Source organism: Microcoleus sp. OTE_8_concoct_300, assembly GCF_031383065.1.
In the GTDB taxonomy this organism is placed as follows: domain Bacteria; phylum Cyanobacteriota; class Cyanobacteriia; order Cyanobacteriales; family Microcoleaceae; genus Microcoleus.
This window is the reverse complement of sequence record NZ_JANMZH010000496.1, coordinates 30,720-50,755: the sequence shown is the minus strand read 5'-3', so window position 1 is coordinate 50,755 and position 20,036 is coordinate 30,720. Positions and strand designations below refer to the sequence as shown.

The window sequence follows — 20,036 nt, the reverse complement described above, 5'->3', positions numbered from 1 at the left end:
ATGCTGGTAACTCATTGTCAGATTTTTGATTTTTACAAATTATATATGTATGACTTTTTTGTGGAAAACCCTGAATTAATACCAACTTAATCATGATTAGTGAAGCCAGATTAGTTTGCAACTGATTTAGGATTGCTATAGCAATTGGGTAGCCAAATGACCAGAGAAAGATTAAGCGTTCATATTGCAGTGAGTCGGTTAGAGAAATTGCGGAGAATTGCCAAGCAAGAAGAAAAACAATGACTCAACTTATAGAAAACTGGATTGACAAACTCAAAGAGAAAAAGCCGTCCTAGAAGGACGGGGCTTTAAACCCAGCTTTTTGGTAAAGAAGTCCTTAAAGGCTGTCGCCGCCAAAAAAAGCTTTTTGCTGTTCGGGTCGCTTGGTCTCCACAATCTCAGCAATGGTGTGTAAGAAGCGCCACACCCCAGGATCAATGTAATAGCGGAAGCTGAAATCAATACTACCCAAATCCCCAACGCATCTGAGGCAAAATTTTAGATAAAGAAAGCCCAGCTCGCTCTCACCATGCCAAAGCAACAAATTCTTGAGATGGGCTGTCGCTTAAGGATGAGTTTAGGGGATCGATCGCCCATCTAAACTAATAAGTTTTGTACAAAACCCGGCCTGTGACTTGGAGAACTATCAGTTTTGCACCTGCATGACAGCCAAAAAGATTGTGCTAGAATCCTCAATACATAGTCGTAGGTTGGGCACAGGCCGAGAAGAGCAATCTTCTTGCAGTCTAGGGGAGGTTGTAGGTCAGCCACCATTTGGGTCTTCCCAGTTGAAAGCCATCCTGCAACGGCAGCCTAGAATCTGCAACCGCTTTTCCAGTGCGGCAGAGCGGTTGGGAGTGTCACGCTAGAATAAGCAGTACGAGTAGGGACACGGCATTGCCCTGTCCCTACGAGAACAAAAACGCTCGTTGTGCGAGCGTGACCTCGAAACGGGCACTTAGCAGCAGGTGATGGGAATAAATCATGTTTGAACGCTTCACAGAAAAAGCAATAAAAGTAATCATGTTGGCCCAGGAAGAAGCTCGCCGCCTGGGTCACAACTTCGTAGGGACAGAACAGATCCTCCTGGGTCTGATCGGTGAAGGAACCGGGGTTGCAGCTAAAGTCCTCAAATCAATGGGGGTCAACCTCAAAGACGCTCGGATTGAAGTGGAAAAAATCATCGGGCGCGGTTCGGGCTTCGTAGCAGTAGAAATTCCGTTCACCCCCCGCGCCAAGCGGGTTCTAGAACTATCCCTAGAAGAAGCTCGCCAACTCGGACACAACTACATCGGCACCGAACACCTGCTGCTGGGCCTGATCCGGGAAGGTGAAGGAGTAGCGGCTAGAGTCTTAGAAAATCTGGGAGTAGACTTGTCGAAAGTCCGTACCCAAGTGATTCGGATGCTGGGAGAAACCGCAGAAGTCGCAGCCACTGGCGGCGGCGCTCGCACCAAAACCCCCACCCTCGATGAATTTGGAGCCAACCTCACTCAAATGGCGGTCGATGGCAAACTAGACCCAGTAGTCGGACGCCAAAAAGAAATCGAACGGGTAATTCAAATCCTGGGTCGCCGCACCAAAAATAACCCGGTGCTCATCGGCGAACCCGGAGTCGGCAAAACCGCGATCGCCGAAGGTCTGGCCCAGCGCATCGCTAACAACGACATCCCAGATATCCTTGAAGAAAAGCGCGTTGTTACCCTCGACATCGGCTTGCTGGTTGCGGGGACGAAATACCGGGGCGAATTTGAAGAACGCCTCAAAAAAATCATGGACGAAATCCGCACTGCGGGTAACGTGATTTTGGTGATTGACGAAGTGCACACTTTGATCGGTGCAGGTGCGGCTGAAGGGGCGATCGACGCGGCCAACATTCTCAAGCCGGCTTTGGCAAGAGGCGAGCTCCAGTGTATCGGCGCTACCACCCTCGACGAGTACCGCAAGCACATCGAGCGCGATGCAGCCCTAGAACGGCGCTTCCAGCCCGTCATGGTCGGCGAACCCACTGTTGACGAGACGATCGAGATTCTCTTCGGTCTGCGGGAACGCTACGAACAGCACCACAAGCTGAAAATCTTGGACACGGCATTGGAAGCTGCCGCCAAACTCTCACATCGGTACATCTCCGATCGCTTCCTCCCAGACAAAGCAATTGACTTGGTAGACGAAGCTGGTTCTAGAGTCCGCTTGATCAACTCGCAACTGCCCCCCGCAGCCAAAGAACTTGACAAGGAACTCCGCCAAGTCCTCAAAGATAAAGACGAAGCGGTGCGTTCTCAAGACTTTGACAAAGCCGGCGAATTGCGCGATCGGGAAATGACCATCAAAGCCGAAATTCGCGCTATTTCCCAAGCTAAAAAAACCGACTCGGCCCGCACCGGCGAAACAGACCCATCGCCAGTAGTCACAGAAGAAGATATCGCTCAAATCGTGGCAAGCTGGACGGGCGTCCCGGTAAACAAACTGACCGAATCCGAATCCGAAAAGCTGCTGCACATGGAAGATACCTTGCACCAGCGCTTGATCGGGCAGGAAGAAGCAGTGAAAGCCGTTTCCCGCGCCATCCGTCGCGCTCGCGTTGGCTTGAAAAATCCCAATCGCCCGATCGCCAGTTTCATCTTCTCCGGGCCCACAGGCGTTGGCAAAACCGAACTCACCAAAGCCCTAGCCGGCTACTTCTTCGGTTCCGAAGACGCGATGATTCGGCTGGATATGTCGGAATACATGGAACGGCACACCGTCTCCAAACTCATCGGTTCTCCTCCAGGCTACGTCGGGTACAACGAAGGCGGCCAACTCACAGAAGCAGTCCGCCGCCGTCCTTACACCGTCGTGCTGTTTGACGAAATCGAAAAAGCCCACCCCGATGTCTTCAATATGCTGCTGCAAATATTGGAAGACGGCCGCCTAACAGATGCCAAAGGTCGCACCGTGGACTTCAAAAACACGCTGCTGATTATGACCTCAAACATCGGTTCTAAGGTGATTGAAAAAGGCGGCGGCGGCCTCGGCTTCGAGTTCAGCGAAAACCAAACCGATGCCAATTACAACCGCATTCGCTCCTTGGTTAACGAAGAACTCAAAAACTACTTCCGCCCCGAATTCCTCAACCGCCTAGACGAAATTATCGTCTTCCGCCAGTTGAACAGGGAAGAAGTGAAGGAAATCGCCGTGATTATGCTCAAAGAAGTGTTCGGCCGCTTGACAGAACAGGGCATCACCCTGGAAGTGACCGAAAAATTCAAAGAACGGCTGGTAGAAGAAGGCTACAACCCCAGCTACGGAGCCAGACCCCTGCGCCGCGCCATCATGCGGTTGTTGGAAGACAGTTTGGCTGAGGAAATCCTTTCTGGCCGCGTCAAAGACGGCGACACCGCTGTTGTGGATGTGGGCGAGGACGGAATTATCAAGGTAGTGCAAGGTCAAAAGCGGGAATTGCTGCCCCAAGGCGCTGAGTAAGAGTGAGTGGCGTGCGATCGCGAGTAAAGTTTTGAAATAACCAATCTCGCGATCGCCAATAATTCAAAATCCTCACGTAAAAAAGGTAGAGAATTTAAATTCTCTGCCTTTTTTATGAGGTAATATCAAGAGTAGACTTATTGCATAAATCTTTGATCGATCGGGCAACCGCAGATGTATTTCAAGATAGGAAAGCGAATGCCTGCACTTCAAGTCTAGTAATTAACAGCGACATACTTCAATGGTAAGCTTTACTGCATTTAAATTGTATATTTTGGGCGGGTTCGCGTGCCTTGCCCGCTCAGGGTTTGATTACTTCTTGAGATGCAATTTAAATGCTGAGCGAGCTTAATCAGAAAATTAGTGGCAACTATTATATAGCGAGGAATTTCATGACATCTGAAAACAATAATTTGGGTACAAAAGTAGTAGAAAATCCGCCTGAAACCTGGTGGCAGAAAGCGTGGAAGTCGGGCTTTGAAAATCTTCAGATAGTGATTATTGCTTTGAGTTTAGCAATAGTTATTCGAGCGTTGATCGCCGAACCGCGCTACATACCCTCAGATTCTATGGTACCAACTCTCCACGTGGGCGATCGCGTCGTAGTCGAAAAAATCTCCTACTACCTGCAACCTCCAAAAACTGGCGACATCGTAGTATTTGCCCCGCCTGAAAAGTTGCAAGAACAAGGCTTTACCCAAGACCAAGCATTCATCAAGCGGATAATTGGCTTACCGGGTCAAACCGTCGCTGTTAAAAAAGGTTTAGTTTATCTCAACGACAAACCCCTCGTCGAAAAATATATTGCCGAACCTCCTAAATACGAGTGGGGGCCTTATCCCGTCCCAGAAAATGAATACTTTGTGATGGGAGACAACCGCAACAACAGCAACGACTCGAGCAGGTGGGGATTTTTACCTAAGCAGAATATCATCGGCCGTGCGGTAGTGCGGTTTTGGCCTCTAGAACGCATCGGGGAAGTTTAAAGTCAGTTGACAGTTGACAGTTGACTGTTGACAGTTGACAGTTGACTGTTGACTGTTGTCATCGCCAGCCCAATGCCCAATGCCCATGCCTTATCCTGTACGGAAATTTCTACTTATTCTTGTGCCTTAAGGGGTAGGGACTTCCTCCGACAACTGATAAAATGGTACAAAAAGCAGCGGGATTTCTCGCCTAGATCAAAATTAGTAGAATATTAAAAAATTAGGAAAGCTATGGGATTTTTTGATTCAGAAATTGTTCAACAAGAAGCCAAGCTGTTGTTTGAAGACTATCAATCTCTCATCAAACTAGGCGGCAATTACGGAAAATTTGATCGCGAAGGCAAGAAAATGTTCATCGCTCAGATGGAATCAATGATGGAGCGCTACCGTATTTTTATGAAGCGCTTCGAGCTGTCTGAGGACTTCATGGCTCAGATGACTGTAGAGCAGTTAAAAACACAGCTCAATCAATTTGGCATCACGCCCCAGCAGATGTTTGAGCAAATGAACTCAACGCTGGAGCGGATGAAATCTGAGCTGGAAAAACAAGCATAAGTTCAACTGTTGACAGTTGACAGTTGACAGTTGACTGACTACGAATGACTGATAATTAGGGCTTGCTGAATAACGAGAAAAAAGTGACGCTAATTGGGTTTGTGAGCGCTACTTGGGTGGTAAGCGTGCCAGAAAAACTGCTAAAATAGCTCAAAAGCCGTGCATCCCCCTTGGCGATCATGTACCGAAAAGTGGAACAAGCCCCAAGCCCTGCAGAAGACTTTGACCTCCCCTTCGGGGGAAAGTTGGCAGCAGATAACCGTTGGGTGCAACTAGCCCAGCTAATTCCTTGGTCAGAATTTGAAGCAGAATATGCTCAAAACTTCGAGACAGAAGTCGGTCCCCCAGCTAAATCGTTTCGGCTGGCGTTAGGGTCATTAATCATTAAAGAAAAGCTGGGAATTAGTGATAGAGAAACCGTCGAGCAAATCCGAGAGAACCCTTACCTGCAATACTTTATAGGTCAGTTATCTTACAGCAATGAAGTGCCATTTGACCCGTCTTTATTAGTTCACTTCCGGCAAAGAATCAGCGCCGAACTCGTTAACAAAGTCAATGGAGAAGTCGTGAGAAGATTGCGAGAAATCGGCAGCGCCGACGGCGAAAAAAAAAATCAATCAGCAGAAATTGAGCCGCCGAAAAATCAAGGAAAATTAATCATAGATGCCACTTGTGCCCCAGCCGATATTAGTTATCCGACCGACTTAAAACTCTTAAATCAAGCCAGACAACACACGGAAAAAATTGTAGATGTCCTCTATGAACCACTGAAAGAGAAAATTCTTAAAAAACCCAGAACCTACCGTCAGATTGCTCGAAAAGACTACTTAAAAGTCGCTAAACAACGACGACCTTCCCGGCAACAGAAAAGAAAAGCGATTAAAAAACAACTCCAGTATCTCAAAAAAAACCTATCTCATATCGCACAGCTAATCGAGTCAGGAGCGACCCTAGAAAGCCTCAGTAAAAAGCAATATAAGATGTTGCTCGTGGTGTCCGAAGTCTATCGGCAACAGTTGGAGTTATTTAAAAATAATAAACAAAGTATTGAACACCGAATTGTAAGTTTAAGTCAACCCCAGATCCGTCCCATAGTCAGGGGAAAAGCCGGACAACCCGTAGAGTTTGGCGCAAAACTCTCAGCGAGCAGCTTTGAGGGATATGTATTTTTAGACCGGATAAGTTGGGATAACTTTAACGAATCAGGAGACTTCAAGGCTCAAGTAGAAGCCTATCGCAACTTGACCGGCTCTTATCCAGAATCTGTTCATGTCGATCGCATTTATCGGACGAGAGAGAACCGAGCTTGGTGTAAAGAAAGAGGGATTAGAATCAGTGGCCCTCATGACGGAAGACCGCCAGCAAATGTCAGTCCAGAAAAAAAGAAGCAAGCATTAGAAGATGAGAAAATTCGCAGTTCGATTGAGGGAAAGTTCGGTCAAGGAAAGCGAAGATTTAGCCTCGCTCTCGTAATGGCTAAACTTCCAAATACTTCTCGAACTGCCATTGCTATTACTTTTTTAGTCATGAATCTTTCTACCGGACTCAAACGGTTTTTGTGTGTGTTTTTGTGTCTATTTGCGAAAACAACACTTGTTTCCAGGCTAGTCATTATCAAAAACTATCACTCTACTTACGAGAGCCAACAAAAACTTATTCGAGCGTCGGCTTGAATCAATCATCAATCCTTCTCTGGGTCTTCCATTATTTATTCAGCAAACCCTAATTAAGGCCGCTCAAAAGCAGTTGAGAGTTGAGAGTTGACAGTTGACTAATGACTAATGACTAAGGACTGATGACTGATGACTAAGGACTAATGACTAAGGACTGATGACTAAGGACTAATGACTAAGGACTGATAATTAAGGCCGCTCAAAAGCTGAAGCAGGTTTGAAATTTTCTGCGGGAACTCCCTGCAAAGCTTGGCTCATAAAATCGCGCCAAACAGGGGCGACAATCCCACCGCCAGTAGCACCGTAGCTCATCGGTCTATAATTGTCGTTGCCCATCCAAACAGCCACGGACAACTGCGGCACGTAACCCACAAACCAGATATCCCGTTCTGAGGAAGTTGTACCAGTTTTCCCAGCAGCAGGCCGCCCAAGTTGAGCCGCCCTGGCTGTTCCGCTGTTAATTACCCCTTGCAGGGCGCTGTTGACAGATGCCGCCGCCCAGGAATTGAGAACTAATTTGGGTTTGGGCGTATTGTCGAGCAAGACGTTGCCGCTGCTGTCAGTGACTTGCACGATAAACGTGGTGTCAGAATGCCAGCCGTTGTTGGCGAAGGTAGCAAAAGCTCCGGCCATTTCTAAAGGAGTTAGGTCAACGGCACCCAAGGGCAAAGAAATCACCGGTTCCATGGGACTTCTGATGCCGAGTACCCGACAAATCTCAATCACTTTATTCAATCCGACTTCTTGCCCCAGCTTGATGGCGGGAATGTTCAGAGATACTTCCAAAGCTCTGCGGATGCTGACGGCACCGGAGAAGCCGCCGCCGTAGTTTTGAGGGTAGTAGTAGCCGTCGCCGTCGCGGTAGCCGACAGGGGAGTCGTAGACAACTGAATCCGGGGTGTATTTGCCGCTAGCAAAGGCAGCGTAGTAGACAAAAGGCTTAAAAGAAGATCCGGGCTGGCGGCGTGCTTGAATGGCGCGGTTGAACTGACTCTTTTCGTAATCGACGCCGCCAACCATTGCTTTGACGAAGTGGGTGCGGGGATCGACGGCGGCTAGGGCAATTTGACCTTCCTCGCGATCGTAAAACAGCCCTTGGTAGTAAAGCCTTTCGTGCCACGCTTTGACGGTTTCTTCGGCTATGCGCTGCATTTTGAGGTCGATCGTGGTTTGAACGCGCATTCCTCCCTTAACCACAGCATCTCGCCCGAAACGTCTCGTCAGTTCCTGGACTACGGCTTGCGTTACGTAAGGAACTTGAGAGCCGCCAAAAGAGGTAATTTTGCCTAGCTTAATTTTTTCCCCTCGGGCGGCAGTCTCTTGGGCCGGCGTAATCCATTTGAGCTCCTTCATCCGCTTTAAAACGATTTCCTGCCGATCTTTTGCCAACTTGTAATTGACGAAAGGACTGTATTCTTCGGGGGCAGAAATTAAGCCGGCCAGCATGGCTGCTTCTGAAAGAGTCAAATTATTTGCTGACTTGTTGAAATAGCTTCGAGAGGCTGTCTCTACGCCGTACAAGTTGTGACCTAAGTAGATTTGATTCAGGTATAGTTGCAAAATTTGGTCTTTGTTGAGAATTTGCTCCAAGCGGATAGACATTACCGCTTCAGCTACCTTGCGACTAAATTTTGACTGAGGAGAAAGAAACAGGTTCTTGACTAGCTGCATAGTCATAGTCGAGCCGCCTTCAACGGTTCTACCTTTCTCTAGGTTGACTATGAGAGCTCGGGCTATCCCGCCGGGGTTGATGCCTTTGTGGGTAAAGAAGTTGCTATCTTCGATCGCCAGAACGGCTCGTTTCAGGTTCGGGGAGATTTGGTCAAGGGGTACGACATCCCGGTTGGCTTCGTCGTGGATGCTGGCTAGGGGCTTGCCGTTGATGTCGTAAATGTGGGTAGTTTCTGTAGGAGAGTAGGTTTGCAAGATCCGAACATCTGGCAAATTGCGGAAGCTGATCGCTAAGCCAACCAGTCCGCCAGCGACTACGGAACTGGCAAGCATTGTCATGCTGAGTATGGTTCCGGCGGTCACTTTACTGACTGACTGAACAAACTCGAATACGGGGGCTGAGTTTTCCGTGTTTTTGCGGACTGCGTTGGTTGACACGTGGATTTCACTTCCTCACTCGATTTGGGGTGTAAGACTTTTAATTTTAGATGCGAACCCTAGAGATTGTCAGCTAATGAAAGCCGGTCAGCTTTGGGATTATAGTAGCTTGTTGACGTACTCCCCGGCATAAATGCACATGGATTCTCAAAGGATGTTACAAGGCAGACTGAAGCCGTGCCTCTCCACCGCAACTTCGCTGCTTCGTTGACTCTTAACTAGACTGTTAAGAGTCCCCGTCAGACCGTCTCCACAGGCAATTTGAGCCACGCTGCGTCCCAGCGCAGAGATTCCTTGAAAAGCGGATCACTTGTGCGGCCGCTACGTCTCGATGAGTCGTGTAACCGCATTCAGGGCAGGAATGAACTCTGTCCTTTAATTCTTTTTTTCCGCTATGCGTATCGCATTGAGGACAAACTTGCGAGGTGTAATCTTTGTTCACCCTGTCAAAGTAAACGCCACGCTTCCAACACACCCATTGCAGGATTGAAACAAATTGCCCGAATCCAGCATCTAAGATATGTTTACCCAGCATTCCTTTCGCCCCGACTCGAAAGTCGATATCTTCGACAAACATCATCCCAGCATCTTCACAAAGCGAGTGTGCTAGTTTGAAATGCCAGTCTTTTCGAGTATCGGCAATGCGTTGATGCAATCGTGCAATTTGCCGATTTAATTTGTGCCGATTGCTGGAGCCTTTTTGCTTTTGCTTCAATCTGCGTTGCAGCAATGTCAGCTTGCGGTGCAGCGAATCTAAGAATCGAGGACGTTCAATCAACGCACCATTGGAGGTGGCAACAAACTTGTCTAGACCTAAATCCAATCCTACGGGATAACCCGATGGTAAAACATCGGGCACATTCACGTCACATTCTAGTGTCAATATCACAAAATACCCGGAAGCCTTGCGAACAATCCGAGCTTGTTTAACTAAAAAACCGTCGGGAATCTTGCGTGACTTGACATACTCTAACCACCCCAACTGCGGCAACTTGATTTGATTGTCCTTCAGGAATTGAGCTTTACCCAGTTGCGGGTAAACGAATGACCGAATTTTGTACCGATTTTTGAATCGGGGAAACCCCATTCCCTTGCGCTTCATATCAATGAATGCTGTTTCAAGTTTTCTCAGGACTTGTTGCAGCACTTGGGCGTTAACAGTTTTCAGTTCTGGATACTGCTCTTTGGCAAGTGTTAAAGACTTGGCTTGAGCATTGTAGTTTGGGTAGAGTTCATTAGCTGGAATGATGTACTCAGAGATGATTGAACAAGCATTCACCGGACACTTGCGAGAATTAATCCAGTATGAGCGCTCACGCAGAGCAAAATTCCACACTTTTCGGCACAAGTCTAGGGTGTGTTCTATTAGCCGAATCTGCTCATTTGTGGGCATTGCTTTGTACTCGTAAGTCAGGGTTAACAGGGTTCAATCACCTCCTTCTACAAAATTTTACATTATCTTGTAGGATTATTTTAAAAGCGGTGACTGGGATCTTAAAAGCTGCTGCTGCGTTTCATCCCCGGCTGGAAAGACCGGGGTTCTCACGGCTTCGCGCTATAGTTATGTTTTTATGCGTCAACCACCAGTGAGTGTAACTAATTCTGCTGCACTTTGGCAAAATACGATGGACGATCGCTCCCCGATGATAACTCCTAACCTTTCAGCGCTTTACCGCGGCGTCAGCGAGATTTTTCCCGATCGACCTGCTTCTAGCAACCCTGACGAAAATTTAGCCCAACTGCTGGCAAAAGTCGATCGACCGTTGCGCGTCAAACTCGGAATTGACCCGACAGGCAGTGACATTCACTTGGGACACAGCATTTGCATCCGCAAGCTCCGAGCTTTTCAGGATGCCGGTCACACAGCGGTACTAGTCATCGGAGATTTTACCGCAAGAATTGGCGACCCGACAGGGAAATCTGAGATGCGCAGCCAGTTGACGGCCGAACAAGTGGCGGAAAATGCCAAGACTTATTTAGACCAAGTGCGTCCGATTCTAGATTTTGACACACCCGGGCGTTTGTCCATTCGCTATAACTCCGAGTGGTTGTCGAAATTGGATTTGGCGAAGATTTTGGAACTGCTGGGGACGATGACGGTGCAGCAGATGCTCGCTAAAGAGGGATTTGATAACAGGATGCAGCAGGAAAATCCAATTTATCTGCATGAGTTTCTGTATCCGCTAATGCAGGGTTACGATTCGGTGGCTTTGGAAGCGGATGTTGAGTTGGGGGGAACTGACCAAAAGTTTAATCTTGCGGTGGGGAGAGATTTGCAGCGGCATTTTGGGATGAAACCGCAGTTTGGTTTGCTGATGCCGATTTTGATCGGAACTGACGGGGTGCAGAAGATGTCGAAGTCTTTGAACAATTATGTGGGTTTGTCGGAAGACCCGCTGACGATGTATTCTAAGTTGGAGAAAATTGCTGATAGTTCGATCGCCCAGTATTTTGAACTATTGACAGATTTGCCGCTTGATGAATTGCCAGAAAATCCGCGAGAAAAACAGAAACTTTTGGCTGTGGAGGTGGTGCGCCAGTATCGGGGGAAGGAAGCAGCCGATCACGCACAACAAGATGCAATTGCGCTGGTTAAAGGTGCTGCGGGACAAGCGGATGCTGTGGCGGAGTTTTCTTTGGCAAACGTCCAGTTTCCGGCTAAGTTGTTTTATATTCTGAGTGCTAGCGGGCTTTGTAAAAGTAGCGGTGATGCGCGGAAGTTGATGCAGGGCGGTGGGGTGAAGTTGGAGGGCGATCGGGTTTCTGATGTTAATCTTACTTTTGAATCACCTGCTGATTTATGGGGTAAGGTTTTGCAGGTTGGGAAGAATAAGTTTGTGCGATTGGTGTCTTGAATCTCTTTTTTAACCGCAGATGAATACTGAAGATGAACGCTGATGAACGCTGATAATCGAATTATTGTTGCTTTGGATGTTTCGAGTCAAGAAGAGGCGATCGTCCTTGTGGACAAACTCCCGCAAGTATCTTTCTGGAAAGTCGGTTTGGAACTGTTTTTGAGCTCTGGCCCGGGGATTTTGGAAATTTTAAAACAGCGGGAAAAGCGGATTTTTCTCGATTTGAAGTTTCACGATATCCCGAATACTGTGGCTGGTGCTTGTCGTGCTGCTGCTAAGTACAATGTGGATTTATTGACGATCCATTCTACTTGTGGTAAAGATGCTTTGAAAGCGGCACAGTTGGCTTTGACTGAAGGGGCCGCGGCTGTCGATCGACCGACTCCTAAGTTGATTGCAATTACCCTGTTAACGAGTTTGAATTCGCGACAGTTGGCTTTTGAGTTAAAAATACCTTTGGAGTTGCCAGAATATGCTTTGCACATGGCATTGTTGGCTAAGGAAACGGGTTTAGCTGGTGCTGTTTGTTCTCCGCAAGAAGTGGAACAGTTAAGAATGAGTTGCGGAAAGGATTTTCTGTTAGTTTGTCCCGGTGTGCGTCCGACCTGGGCTGATGGGGGCGATCAAAAACGATCGATGACTCCAAAGGCCGCTTTAAAAGCTGGTGCGGATTATCTGGTGATTGGGCGGCCAATTACTGCTGCGCCCGATCCAGTGGCGGCTTTTACCCGTATTTGTGAAGAGTTGGAGTAACAATACAAATGTTGTTTTTTACCGCCGATAAAAGCCGATGAACGCCAAGGGAATTTTATCTGCGTTCATCTGTGTTTATCTGCTGATATCTGCGGTTGCAACTCCGACTTGGGCAGTTAATTTTGTGACAAATCCTGCTAACAGTATAAATCCCAGTCGGTATGATTTGTTAGTGCGATCGCCCTGTCCCGCTGATTTAGAAGCTTTGGTCGATCGTCTGTTGCAAGATTTGCCGAGTTATGCTAACCGCGTAATTGTGCGATCGCACTTTTCTCCTAAAACTTCTACACCGCCCGGTTACGCGCTGCCTCAAATAATTTTAGCCGGTCGCCCGGAGTTTGAACCGTTACCTTTAAATTCTGGGGATGCAATTCCTGAGAATGCTAGTCAAGTTTTCATTACTACTTTGGAACGGCAGTATCGCGGGGGAAAACCAGTCGAAATTGAGCAATATCATTGGTTATTTTTCACTAAAACGGAGAACGGGTGGGTGTTGGCAAAAATCGTTTCTCGGTTTGGTACTGCGGCGGATATTCGTCCTTTATTAGGTCAAGATAGTGAAAGCGAAATTGCTGAGGCTATTCGTTTGTGGTTGCGCGATTGTCATGCAAAAAATAAGTTGTCTCGCCACTAAATTGTATTTTTGGGCGGGCGAGACGCCCACCCCACATGAAATATTTTTTATTGTGGAACAGGCATCTTGCCTGTTCCTGACAGATAATAATTTTATTGTGGAACAGGCATCTTGCCTGTTCCTGACAGAGGTATCAGAAAATCCACGAATTTTCGGTTGAGGGATTTACCGTGGGGGCGGGTTTACGAGATTATCTGTTTTAGGCAATTATTGTTCGTGAAACCCGCCCATACAAAGCACAAACAAAAAATATTATAATTGCTCTTTGAATTCGTCTAGTTTAGCCTTGATTAGTTGCATATCTTGCCACATAAACCATTTCGGAGTTTCCGGTTCGCGGGAGGGGTTTCGCAGCAAGTACGACGGGTGAAAAATTGGCATACACAAACGATTTTCCCATTCAATCCATTGACCTCTAATTTTACTAATGGGCCGCTTGTCGCTTAGCAAACCTTTCAGGGCTGTAGCACCGGTTAATAAAATAATTTTGGGGTCTAAGATGCGAATTTGTTCGAGCAAGTAAGGTTTGCAAGCTTCGATTTCTTTTGCTGTCGGAGGGCGGTTGTTGGGAGGGCGACATTTGATGACGTTGGCAATGAATACGTCGGTTTCTGCACTCAATCCCACGGATTCTAAAATCTTATCTAACAGTTTGCCCGATCGCCCGACGAAGGGCAATCCGGTTTCGTCTTCGTTTTGTCCGGGCGCTTCTCCCACAATCAAAATTGAGGCTTGAGGATTGCCGCGCCCGATGACGGCGTGAGTGCGGCTGTTGCCCAATTCGCAGCGGTAGCAGCGGTTGCAGTGCTCGCCGATTTGTTCCATATTTTGATAAGTGCCCGGAGGAATGGGAATTTTGGCATTTGCTGGTATTGAGTCAGTTTGGAAAGTGGCACTTTGATTGTTGTCAAAAAGGCTCAGTTGCAAGTCGCTGGACATAAATTTTACAATTAGGGAGATTTTTTTGAGTCTAGAGTTTATAGTTTAGATCGGGTTTGGTGATTTGAGATTGGCTAGAAGCTTGTATGCGAGGCTGTCGATTCCCTACGGGATAGCTACGCACGCGCGCCCAATCTCCAATTAACACTCGCACAATCTCCAATTGTTTGGTTGAGCTCGTACAGGCAAAAATATGTTCTCTAACCCGTTTTTTGACGATCGCGCCGATGCTGGCGAAAAACTGGCCGAGGCAGTTGTGGGCGAGCTCGGCAAGTTGCATTTAACGGCACAGGAGGCTGTGAAACCGATTGTTTACGCCTTGCCGCGCGGGGGTTTGCCCGTTGCTGTGCCGATTGCGCGCCGCTTGGGCTGTCCTTTGGATGTGGTTGTCGCTAAGAAAATTACTCGCCCAGATAATTTAGAATTGGCGATCGGGGCTGCAACGGCTGACGGTCACGTCCTCTGGGAAAAGCAAAAGCAGCAGAATTGGCGCTTGCAAAAATCAGCATTGCCCGTGGCCCAAAATAATGCTCAATCTCTGCTGGCAGATTTGTCTCCGGGACGCCCAAATATCAGCGCGGCGGGGGCTTTGGCGATTTTGGTAGATGATGGCATTGCTACGGGGATGACGATGGCTGTGGCGGCTAAGGCTTTGCAGTCGCAGCAACCGGCGGCTTTGTGGATTTGCGCGCCAGTCGCCCCGGCAGATTTGATGGGATTTTTGGCGGGAATGGGCGATAAGGCGATCGTTCTGGAGACTCCTCACCCTTTTTACAGTGTCAGCCACTTTTACGGGCAATTTCCGCAGGTTGAGACGGCGGAGGCTTTAAGGTGTTTGCAGCAACAAACTCAATGGCGATCGTAGGTTAAGCTAGAAGGCTAAATCCAAAAGCTCGATCGCTAAAACATGAGACCTTGGCAATATTGGTTGGACACTTTGATTCTGTCTACTCAGCAGGATCCGCCTCGCTTTGTTGAGTTGGTGATGTTGACTTTGGCGATGATTTTGCTCGGGCTGTGGAGTGTAACATTGCAGTGGCAGTATTTAACGCTGTCTTTGAGTTATATAATTGGTTTGTCTTTTTCAATTTGGGTGCGGGAATGCCTCGACCCGCGGTCTCAATTTCAGCTAACTCACCTGACTGCTTTGTTGTTATTAATATTAATTATCAGTTTTTATAGTTTTGCTGAACTGATTAGATAGTTAAGGCAGTTTTGATTTGTAGAGGCTGGTTTTACAATGTCATTGCGAAGGTGGTGAAGCAATTGGATAAGTTATAGCAATCCTCAGCGGGTTGTGAACTAGATTTTTTTTTGAACGAACCGCGAAGACGCGAAGGAAGAGAAGAGAAGATCGAGAGTTCACAAATCATTAGCCATCATCCTAAATTCTCATGGGATTGATGTAAAATTATGCGGTTGCCTGCAGGATCGAAGGCATAGATTTCTAGACCGTGAGAAGCTTTGATAATTTCTCCGCTGGGCGGATAACCTAAAGCCCAAATTCGGGCGATCGCAGTTTCGATATCGCTGACTTCTAAACACAAACTCATGCCTGTTTTTCCTCGATTGGCAAATTCCGATTTGTGGGAATCTTTGGGTTTGAATATGCCGAGTCTTAAGCCGGGAAGTTGAAATTCAGCATAAGTATTGGGAATGTATGGGTTTGGTTCTATGTCGAGAAATTTTGTGTAAAATTTAACTAGAACTTCTTTATCAAGGTCTGCTAAAGTCACTAGGGCGGCGCTGTATTGGAAACTCATATAATAAATTGGTAATTGGGAATTAGTAAGGGGGAATTGGTAATATTATACAACATTCACTGCGATATCAAAACTTCGGAGCTAAAAGGGAGTGACTGTGCAAGTCTTGGTATAATCAATTGCTCGCCCTGCAATCCCTTTACTATTCAAAGTGAGATGAATCCAAAAGGAAATCAAGAGAACCAGAATCTTAGAAGACTCAGAGTCACTGCAACAACCCCAGCTTCTAGGTTGATTGAGAATCCAGAATCTAGATTTCCGCGTGCAGTTGCTATGGCGATAGATGATGCTCAAGAGGTTATGAACGATCTCTATCGGGAAGAGGCAGAGTACGGAGATGGAAGTTGTGCTTTTATGGTGATGAAGGAACAATTTGAAGGTAGAGTGGACAAGCCACCAATGTCCCTAAAAAAAGGCACTCTCCACGATACAAAGTGCATTGAATATATTTCAGCATTACAAAGCAAACTGCAAATTTTGCATTCTGCTCCTGAGGAGCCTAAAGAAAGGATTGCTAGAGAAATTCAAAAAATGGAAGAGGCGCTACAATGGGCTAAAGACTACTGCAACGGCAACGATCCGGTGATTCCCCGATGGGCAAAATCTTGGAAAGATCAGTTAGGAAAATAATCAATGGATATTATTAAGCTAGAGAACACTTACAAAACACCGTATCAGGGCAGGAACTGGCGGGATACAAAGCATGAGCTTCCTATCAAGCCAAAGGACACTCTGAGTTTCTGTGACTTAAGAAATTGCAGTCTAGAAGGACTCGACTTATCAATGGTAGAGTTCTTTGGTTGCCGTCTGAATGGTACCTTATTTAAAGGTGCAAAGTTGGATCGAGCGCGATTTATTGGCTGTTTTTCTTCGGATGATTATGATTATCCGCCAACGGATTTTAGGGGTGCTATTAGCCAAGATGTGTCTGTAGTAGATTCTCACCTTCACTACCAAGCAGACGAATTTCTAGGAGATTTTAATTATCTTAACGATAATTTTTGGATGGGAAAAAGTCCAGAGGCCAAGTGGCCTGATGTTGTGGCTGCTGCTGCTGCTACCGAAACACTTTCCGATCGCAATGATGTCAGATATAATGCTGCGGTCAAATTAGGAGTTTTAGATAATCCTGTTGTTGCTCCCATACTGGGTTGTCTCCTCGCTGACGATGAGTGGGATGTGCGATCGATTGCCCTCGAAACATTAGGAAATCTAAGGCATCAGGAATTCCCGCAGGGTGACAATATTTTATTGCAGTGGATGTTCTTACGTCTCGGAGATCGACATTCGATTGTACGGGAGAAAGCGAGAAACCTTGTTGAGATTCTATCACCACCAAACGATGTATTGCTTGCTTCTATTAACCGGATGAGGTCGTCGGAGTCTGAGGAAAGAATTTCGGGCGTACTTGCTGCTATTGAGTTGTGCAGGCTAGACGAACAGTATTCGAGGTTACTGGAGCCCCAAATTATTGAGAGTCTCTTGTTGGATGAAGCACCTGCTGTTCGGCAAAAATCTTCCTATCTTCGAGAAGTTTTAGACGATTGTTAGAAACTTTAACCGCAATCTGCTGTAAATTTATACCTCCTTAAAATCCTCCAATTCGTCCGACTATTTGGATTTTACCTTGTGGAGAGCCTTTGAGAATCACAGCTTCGCCGCTTTGCGGTACAATATCAGTAATCGCGGTAATATTTACTTGATGAGTTACCATAATAATCGCGCCTTTTCTGTTGCGGTTGTCAACAATTAATTTGCGAATGGCTGCTGTTTGTCTGGCTTCTTTGCTGCTGTCGCTAAAGAACGAGTTCAACGCTGGTAACGGTTCGACTTTGCCTAAATTTATCAATTTTGCTGTTTCCAAACACCGACACCACTGACTGGATAAAACTCTGGCAACTTTGATGTTGCGGTTGCGAAATTCAACTCCAATTTGCTTGGCTTGGGTTCTTCCCTGTGCAGATAAATTGCGCTGGGTGGAACAGTCACCCAACTTAAAGTTAGCAGGATCGCCGGTGCCTGGGGCGATCGCGTGTCGCATTGCTACCACTAACCCCGTCTCATCCCGCTGCAACAATTGCCACCCTGCTTGAGTTTGCGCCTTGGTTGCTGCGTCAGAACTTGCAGTTGCAGTAATTAAGCCGATCGACAATACTAAAGCTAGCGAGCCGAAAAACCATTGACCGTTGAGGTAAATCCGCGCAGCCATTGTTGCAGAATTTAGAAATTAACTTATCATATTATAATACAACAAATATTGCTCTATGGAACTGACAAATTTTATTGCTCTGTCTGTCATTGTTGCCCTCGTACTGGGGATTGGGTTGGGAACAATGACTTGGGCTTACTTCGGCAAGGGCAGCATTTCTGTACTCTTTAAAGAACCAATTTTAAGTTCCCCAGAATTTCCAGCTACTGACAGGGGCACCAAAGCTTCCGTTTATTTCCAACAAGGAATTGAGGCTTATCAGTCGGGAAATTACCGCAAAGCTAAAGATAAATTTACCAGCGCTTTAGAACTCATTTCAACTTTGGCAGAAGCTTACCACAATCGCGCCTTGGCTTTTGCGAATTTGCGATCGGATGACGAGGCTGTTGCAGATTTGATCCGTGCCAGCGAATTATACCAACAGCAGGGGACTGGATTGGCGATCGACACGATTAAACAAAATCTTGCAGCCTTGAAGCAGCGCAAGTTAGAACGAGAAAAACAAAAAGCAGTAGCGACCTAAATTATTAGGTTGAGCCCGTGGAACTAAACCCAAGCCTAGAGTTTTGGTCGTAAAAATCCGGTTTCTTTAATGTCTTGCAACCAAGAAACCGGGTTTGTTTACATAATTTTATTAAAGTTGAACATCAAGATTTAACATTGTCCCGAACAGCTAATTTTTTCTGGTAGCTTCTATCTGGTCGATTTTAGAAATCAGCATTTCTCGGCTAGATGCCACAACTCGATAATTAGTAATTGGATCGTAAGCTTCCCACTCTTGAGTCACTTCGCTGTCTTGCCACAAAAACCATTCCCGATAAATTTCGCCGTCATCAATGTCGCCGCACAAGGGAAGCCAATCATCTCCTCCCAAGCTATCAAAGTCTCCTCCTACTAAGTCAATCCAAGCTGCAACAATACAAGATTCAATAGCACTATTATCAAAAGTAACTGCGTTAGAATTGAGAGAAGTTTCGGGAAAGCAAAGTGTGGATTTCATAAGCTGTACCTGAATGTTATGTTATTAATTTATAAAAAAATCCTCAACAGCAGTGACAGCAGAATGCCACTATCCTAACCTCCACAGTTCCCACAATAAAAAAACCTTGACCCCCAAAGCGCTCAAGTGTCTCTGCTGTATAGCTTGAGAGCGCTTTGAGTCAAGTCGCGGCAGAGGCCCAATTGAGCCAATTTGCCAACTGGCACAGCAGAAAGCCCGATCGACAGATATTGCTGGCGAAGGATCTCGCGCATTAAGCAGCGAAGACAGCGCGACTGCCAATTGTATACTTGGTAAGTTGGCGAGTTTCAGTACAGTTTTTGTGATAAAATTAGCAGCAACCGGACTTTCGTACCGACAGCTCGGTTTTGTCAAAAGCTTTCCAGGGGTGGTGCGATCGCCAGTTTTGATTTATTGTTAATTTTGCGAAGTCCCGATCGACTGTTAGGGAAAAAAAATTATGCAAGCAACCAACCAAGAAAAAATTATCGATCTGACAATCCACTATACCAACGGCAAACAGCAACACTTCCAGTTCATTGCGCCAGAGGGAACAGTAGGAGAGCAAGCAACTTTAGGCACTCGCCTGCACAAAATGTTGACGGCAGACCCGATAATTCTCGAATTGGCAGATAAACTGGTAGTTATCCCAGTTCACAACATACAAAGTATTGAAATATCGCCGATTCCTACCAAATTGCCAGAGGGTGTCCTTCACCCAATGCGAGAAATCAAGAAATAGCTAAGGTATTCTGCATTTCAATTCAACTGAAAAGGCGGACAGGATGCTCACCATACGAAAAATTTTAATAAACAGAAAGGTACAAAGTAAAAGCGGGACAACTTATTGCAGCTAACAGATTGAAATCACCAAAAAAGTTGTTGCTGGCAGTGAAATCAGTTACGAAAAAAAAAGCAATTATTGTAGACAATATCCCAACCCTGATCTCATCACTCATTCCCAATCTAAAATCTAAAATCTAAAATAGTATGACGATATAGCGGTTCTCAAGCATGGTGAGGTATGCCCTATGCCCTATGCCCTATGCCCTATGCCCTATGCCCTATGCCTTATGCCAGATAGTACCTCCCGTTACT

General features: G+C 46.5%; 20 protein-coding genes. 13 read left to right on the top strand and 7 right to left on the bottom strand.

Annotation, left to right across the window (positions count from 1 at the left end):
• The first annotated feature begins 984 nt into the window (after positions 1-984).
• The 4 genes from ACUVJL_RS22720 (at position 985) to ACUVJL_RS22705 (ending at position 6,676) form a co-directional block, all read left to right on the top strand.
• Positions 985-3,462: an ATP-dependent Clp protease ATP-binding subunit gene (locus ACUVJL_RS22720; RefSeq protein WP_333123162.1), complete on the top strand. Its 2,478-nt coding sequence runs from the start codon at positions 985-987 to the stop codon at positions 3,460-3,462.
• Between the two features lie 392 nt (positions 3,463-3,854).
• Positions 3,855-4,448, top strand: coding sequence for a signal peptidase I (gene lepB, locus ACUVJL_RS22715; protein WP_445247908.1), 594 nt, complete (start codon positions 3,855-3,857; stop codon positions 4,446-4,448).
• A gap of 231 nt (positions 4,449-4,679) precedes the next feature.
• Positions 4,680-5,003 carry a DUF1825 family protein gene (locus ACUVJL_RS22710; RefSeq protein WP_445247907.1) on the top strand — a complete coding sequence of 108 codons (324 nt, stop codon included), beginning with the start codon at positions 4,680-4,682 and terminating at the stop codon, positions 5,001-5,003.
• Positions 5,004-5,182: 179 nt separating this feature from the next.
• Entirely contained in the window at positions 5,183-6,676 is a 1,494-nt protein-coding gene (locus ACUVJL_RS22705) for an IS5 family transposase (RefSeq protein WP_445247906.1), read from the top strand.
• 189 nt (positions 6,677-6,865) lie between these two features.
• Here ACUVJL_RS22705 and ACUVJL_RS22700 read toward each other — a convergent pair whose 3' ends face one another.
• Together ACUVJL_RS22700 and ACUVJL_RS22695 are read right to left on the bottom strand one after the other, a co-directional pair.
• Positions 6,866-8,785, bottom strand: a complete 1,920-nt coding sequence (locus ACUVJL_RS22700; RefSeq protein ID WP_445247905.1) for a transglycosylase domain-containing protein — start codon at positions 8,783-8,785, stop codon at positions 6,866-6,868.
• 226 nt (positions 8,786-9,011) lie between these two features.
• Positions 9,012-10,178: an RNA-guided endonuclease InsQ/TnpB family protein gene (locus ACUVJL_RS22695; protein WP_445247904.1), complete on the bottom strand. Its 1,167-nt coding sequence runs from the start codon at positions 10,176-10,178 to the stop codon at positions 9,012-9,014.
• 232 nt (positions 10,179-10,410) lie between these two features.
• On the opposite strand from ACUVJL_RS22695, the gene tyrS reads away from it, so the two are divergent.
• From tyrS to ACUVJL_RS22680, 3 genes are read left to right on the top strand one after another with little or no spacing between them, the layout of a single operon-like run.
• On the top strand, positions 10,411-11,640 hold the full coding sequence (gene tyrS, locus ACUVJL_RS22690; protein ID WP_445247909.1) for a tyrosine--tRNA ligase: 1,230 nt from the start codon (positions 10,411-10,413) through the stop codon (positions 11,638-11,640).
• Between the two features lie 42 nt (positions 11,641-11,682).
• Positions 11,683-12,393: an orotidine-5'-phosphate decarboxylase gene (gene pyrF, locus ACUVJL_RS22685; protein WP_445247903.1), complete on the top strand. Its 711-nt coding sequence runs from the start codon at positions 11,683-11,685 to the stop codon at positions 12,391-12,393.
• 37 nt (positions 12,394-12,430) lie between these two features.
• The gene (locus ACUVJL_RS22680) at positions 12,431-13,027 is read left to right on the top strand and encodes a hypothetical protein (protein WP_445247902.1); all 597 of its coding nucleotides are present in this window, start codon (positions 12,431-12,433) and stop codon (positions 13,025-13,027) included.
• A gap of 252 nt (positions 13,028-13,279) precedes the next feature.
• Here the strand turns inward: ACUVJL_RS22680 and ACUVJL_RS22675 are convergent, their stop codons facing one another.
• Positions 13,280-13,966, bottom strand: coding sequence for a uracil-DNA glycosylase (locus tag ACUVJL_RS22675; protein WP_333343692.1), 687 nt, complete (start codon positions 13,964-13,966; stop codon positions 13,280-13,282).
• A gap of 193 nt (positions 13,967-14,159) precedes the next feature.
• On the opposite strand from ACUVJL_RS22675, the gene ACUVJL_RS22670 reads away from it, so the two are divergent.
• Both ACUVJL_RS22670 and ACUVJL_RS22665 read left to right on the top strand, forming a co-directional pair.
• Positions 14,160-14,831: a phosphoribosyltransferase gene (locus tag ACUVJL_RS22670; RefSeq protein WP_445247901.1), complete on the top strand. Its 672-nt coding sequence runs from the start codon at positions 14,160-14,162 to the stop codon at positions 14,829-14,831.
• Between the two features lie 63 nt (positions 14,832-14,894).
• Positions 14,895-15,170 carry a hypothetical protein gene (locus ACUVJL_RS22665; protein ID WP_445247900.1) on the top strand — a complete coding sequence of 92 codons (276 nt, stop codon included), beginning with the start codon at positions 14,895-14,897 and terminating at the stop codon, positions 15,168-15,170.
• Positions 15,171-15,345: 175 nt separating this feature from the next.
• On the opposite strand, the gene ACUVJL_RS22660 is transcribed toward ACUVJL_RS22665, so the two are convergent.
• On the bottom strand, positions 15,346-15,729 hold the full coding sequence (locus ACUVJL_RS22660; RefSeq protein ID WP_445247899.1) for a VOC family protein: 384 nt from the start codon (positions 15,727-15,729) through the stop codon (positions 15,346-15,348).
• Between the two features lie 156 nt (positions 15,730-15,885).
• On the opposite strand from ACUVJL_RS22660, the gene ACUVJL_RS22655 reads away from it, so the two are divergent.
• Together ACUVJL_RS22655 and ACUVJL_RS22650 are read left to right on the top strand one after the other, a co-directional pair.
• Positions 15,886-16,359, top strand: coding sequence for a hypothetical protein (locus tag ACUVJL_RS22655; protein WP_445247898.1), 474 nt, complete (start codon positions 15,886-15,888; stop codon positions 16,357-16,359).
• Between the two features lie 3 nt (positions 16,360-16,362).
• Entirely contained in the window at positions 16,363-17,280 is a 918-nt protein-coding gene (locus ACUVJL_RS22650; RefSeq protein WP_445247897.1) for a pentapeptide repeat-containing protein, read from the top strand.
• A 37-nt stretch (positions 17,281-17,317) separates the two neighbouring features.
• Here the strand turns inward: ACUVJL_RS22650 and ACUVJL_RS22645 are convergent, their stop codons facing one another.
• Positions 17,318-17,938: a histidine phosphatase family protein gene (locus tag ACUVJL_RS22645; RefSeq protein WP_445247896.1), complete on the bottom strand. Its 621-nt coding sequence runs from the start codon at positions 17,936-17,938 to the stop codon at positions 17,318-17,320.
• Between the two features lie 55 nt (positions 17,939-17,993).
• Here ACUVJL_RS22645 and ACUVJL_RS22640 point away from each other — a divergent pair, with 55 nt between their 5' ends.
• On the top strand, positions 17,994-18,461 hold the full coding sequence (locus ACUVJL_RS22640; RefSeq protein ID WP_445247895.1) for a hypothetical protein: 468 nt from the start codon (positions 17,994-17,996) through the stop codon (positions 18,459-18,461).
• A 150-nt stretch (positions 18,462-18,611) separates the two neighbouring features.
• Here ACUVJL_RS22640 and ACUVJL_RS22635 read toward each other — a convergent pair whose 3' ends face one another.
• On the bottom strand, positions 18,612-18,938 hold the full coding sequence (locus ACUVJL_RS22635; protein WP_445247894.1) for a hypothetical protein: 327 nt from the start codon (positions 18,936-18,938) through the stop codon (positions 18,612-18,614).
• Positions 18,939-19,007: 69 nt separating this feature from the next.
• The gene (locus ACUVJL_RS22630) at positions 19,008-19,313 is read right to left on the bottom strand and encodes a hypothetical protein (protein WP_445247893.1); all 306 of its coding nucleotides are present in this window, start codon (positions 19,311-19,313) and stop codon (positions 19,008-19,010) included.
• Positions 19,314-19,398: 85 nt separating this feature from the next.
• Here ACUVJL_RS22630 and ACUVJL_RS22625 point away from each other — a divergent pair, with 85 nt between their 5' ends.
• The gene (locus ACUVJL_RS22625; RefSeq protein ID WP_445247892.1) at positions 19,399-19,680 is read left to right on the top strand and encodes a hypothetical protein; all 282 of its coding nucleotides are present in this window, start codon (positions 19,399-19,401) and stop codon (positions 19,678-19,680) included.
• The last annotated feature ends 356 nt before the right edge of the window (positions 19,681-20,036 follow it).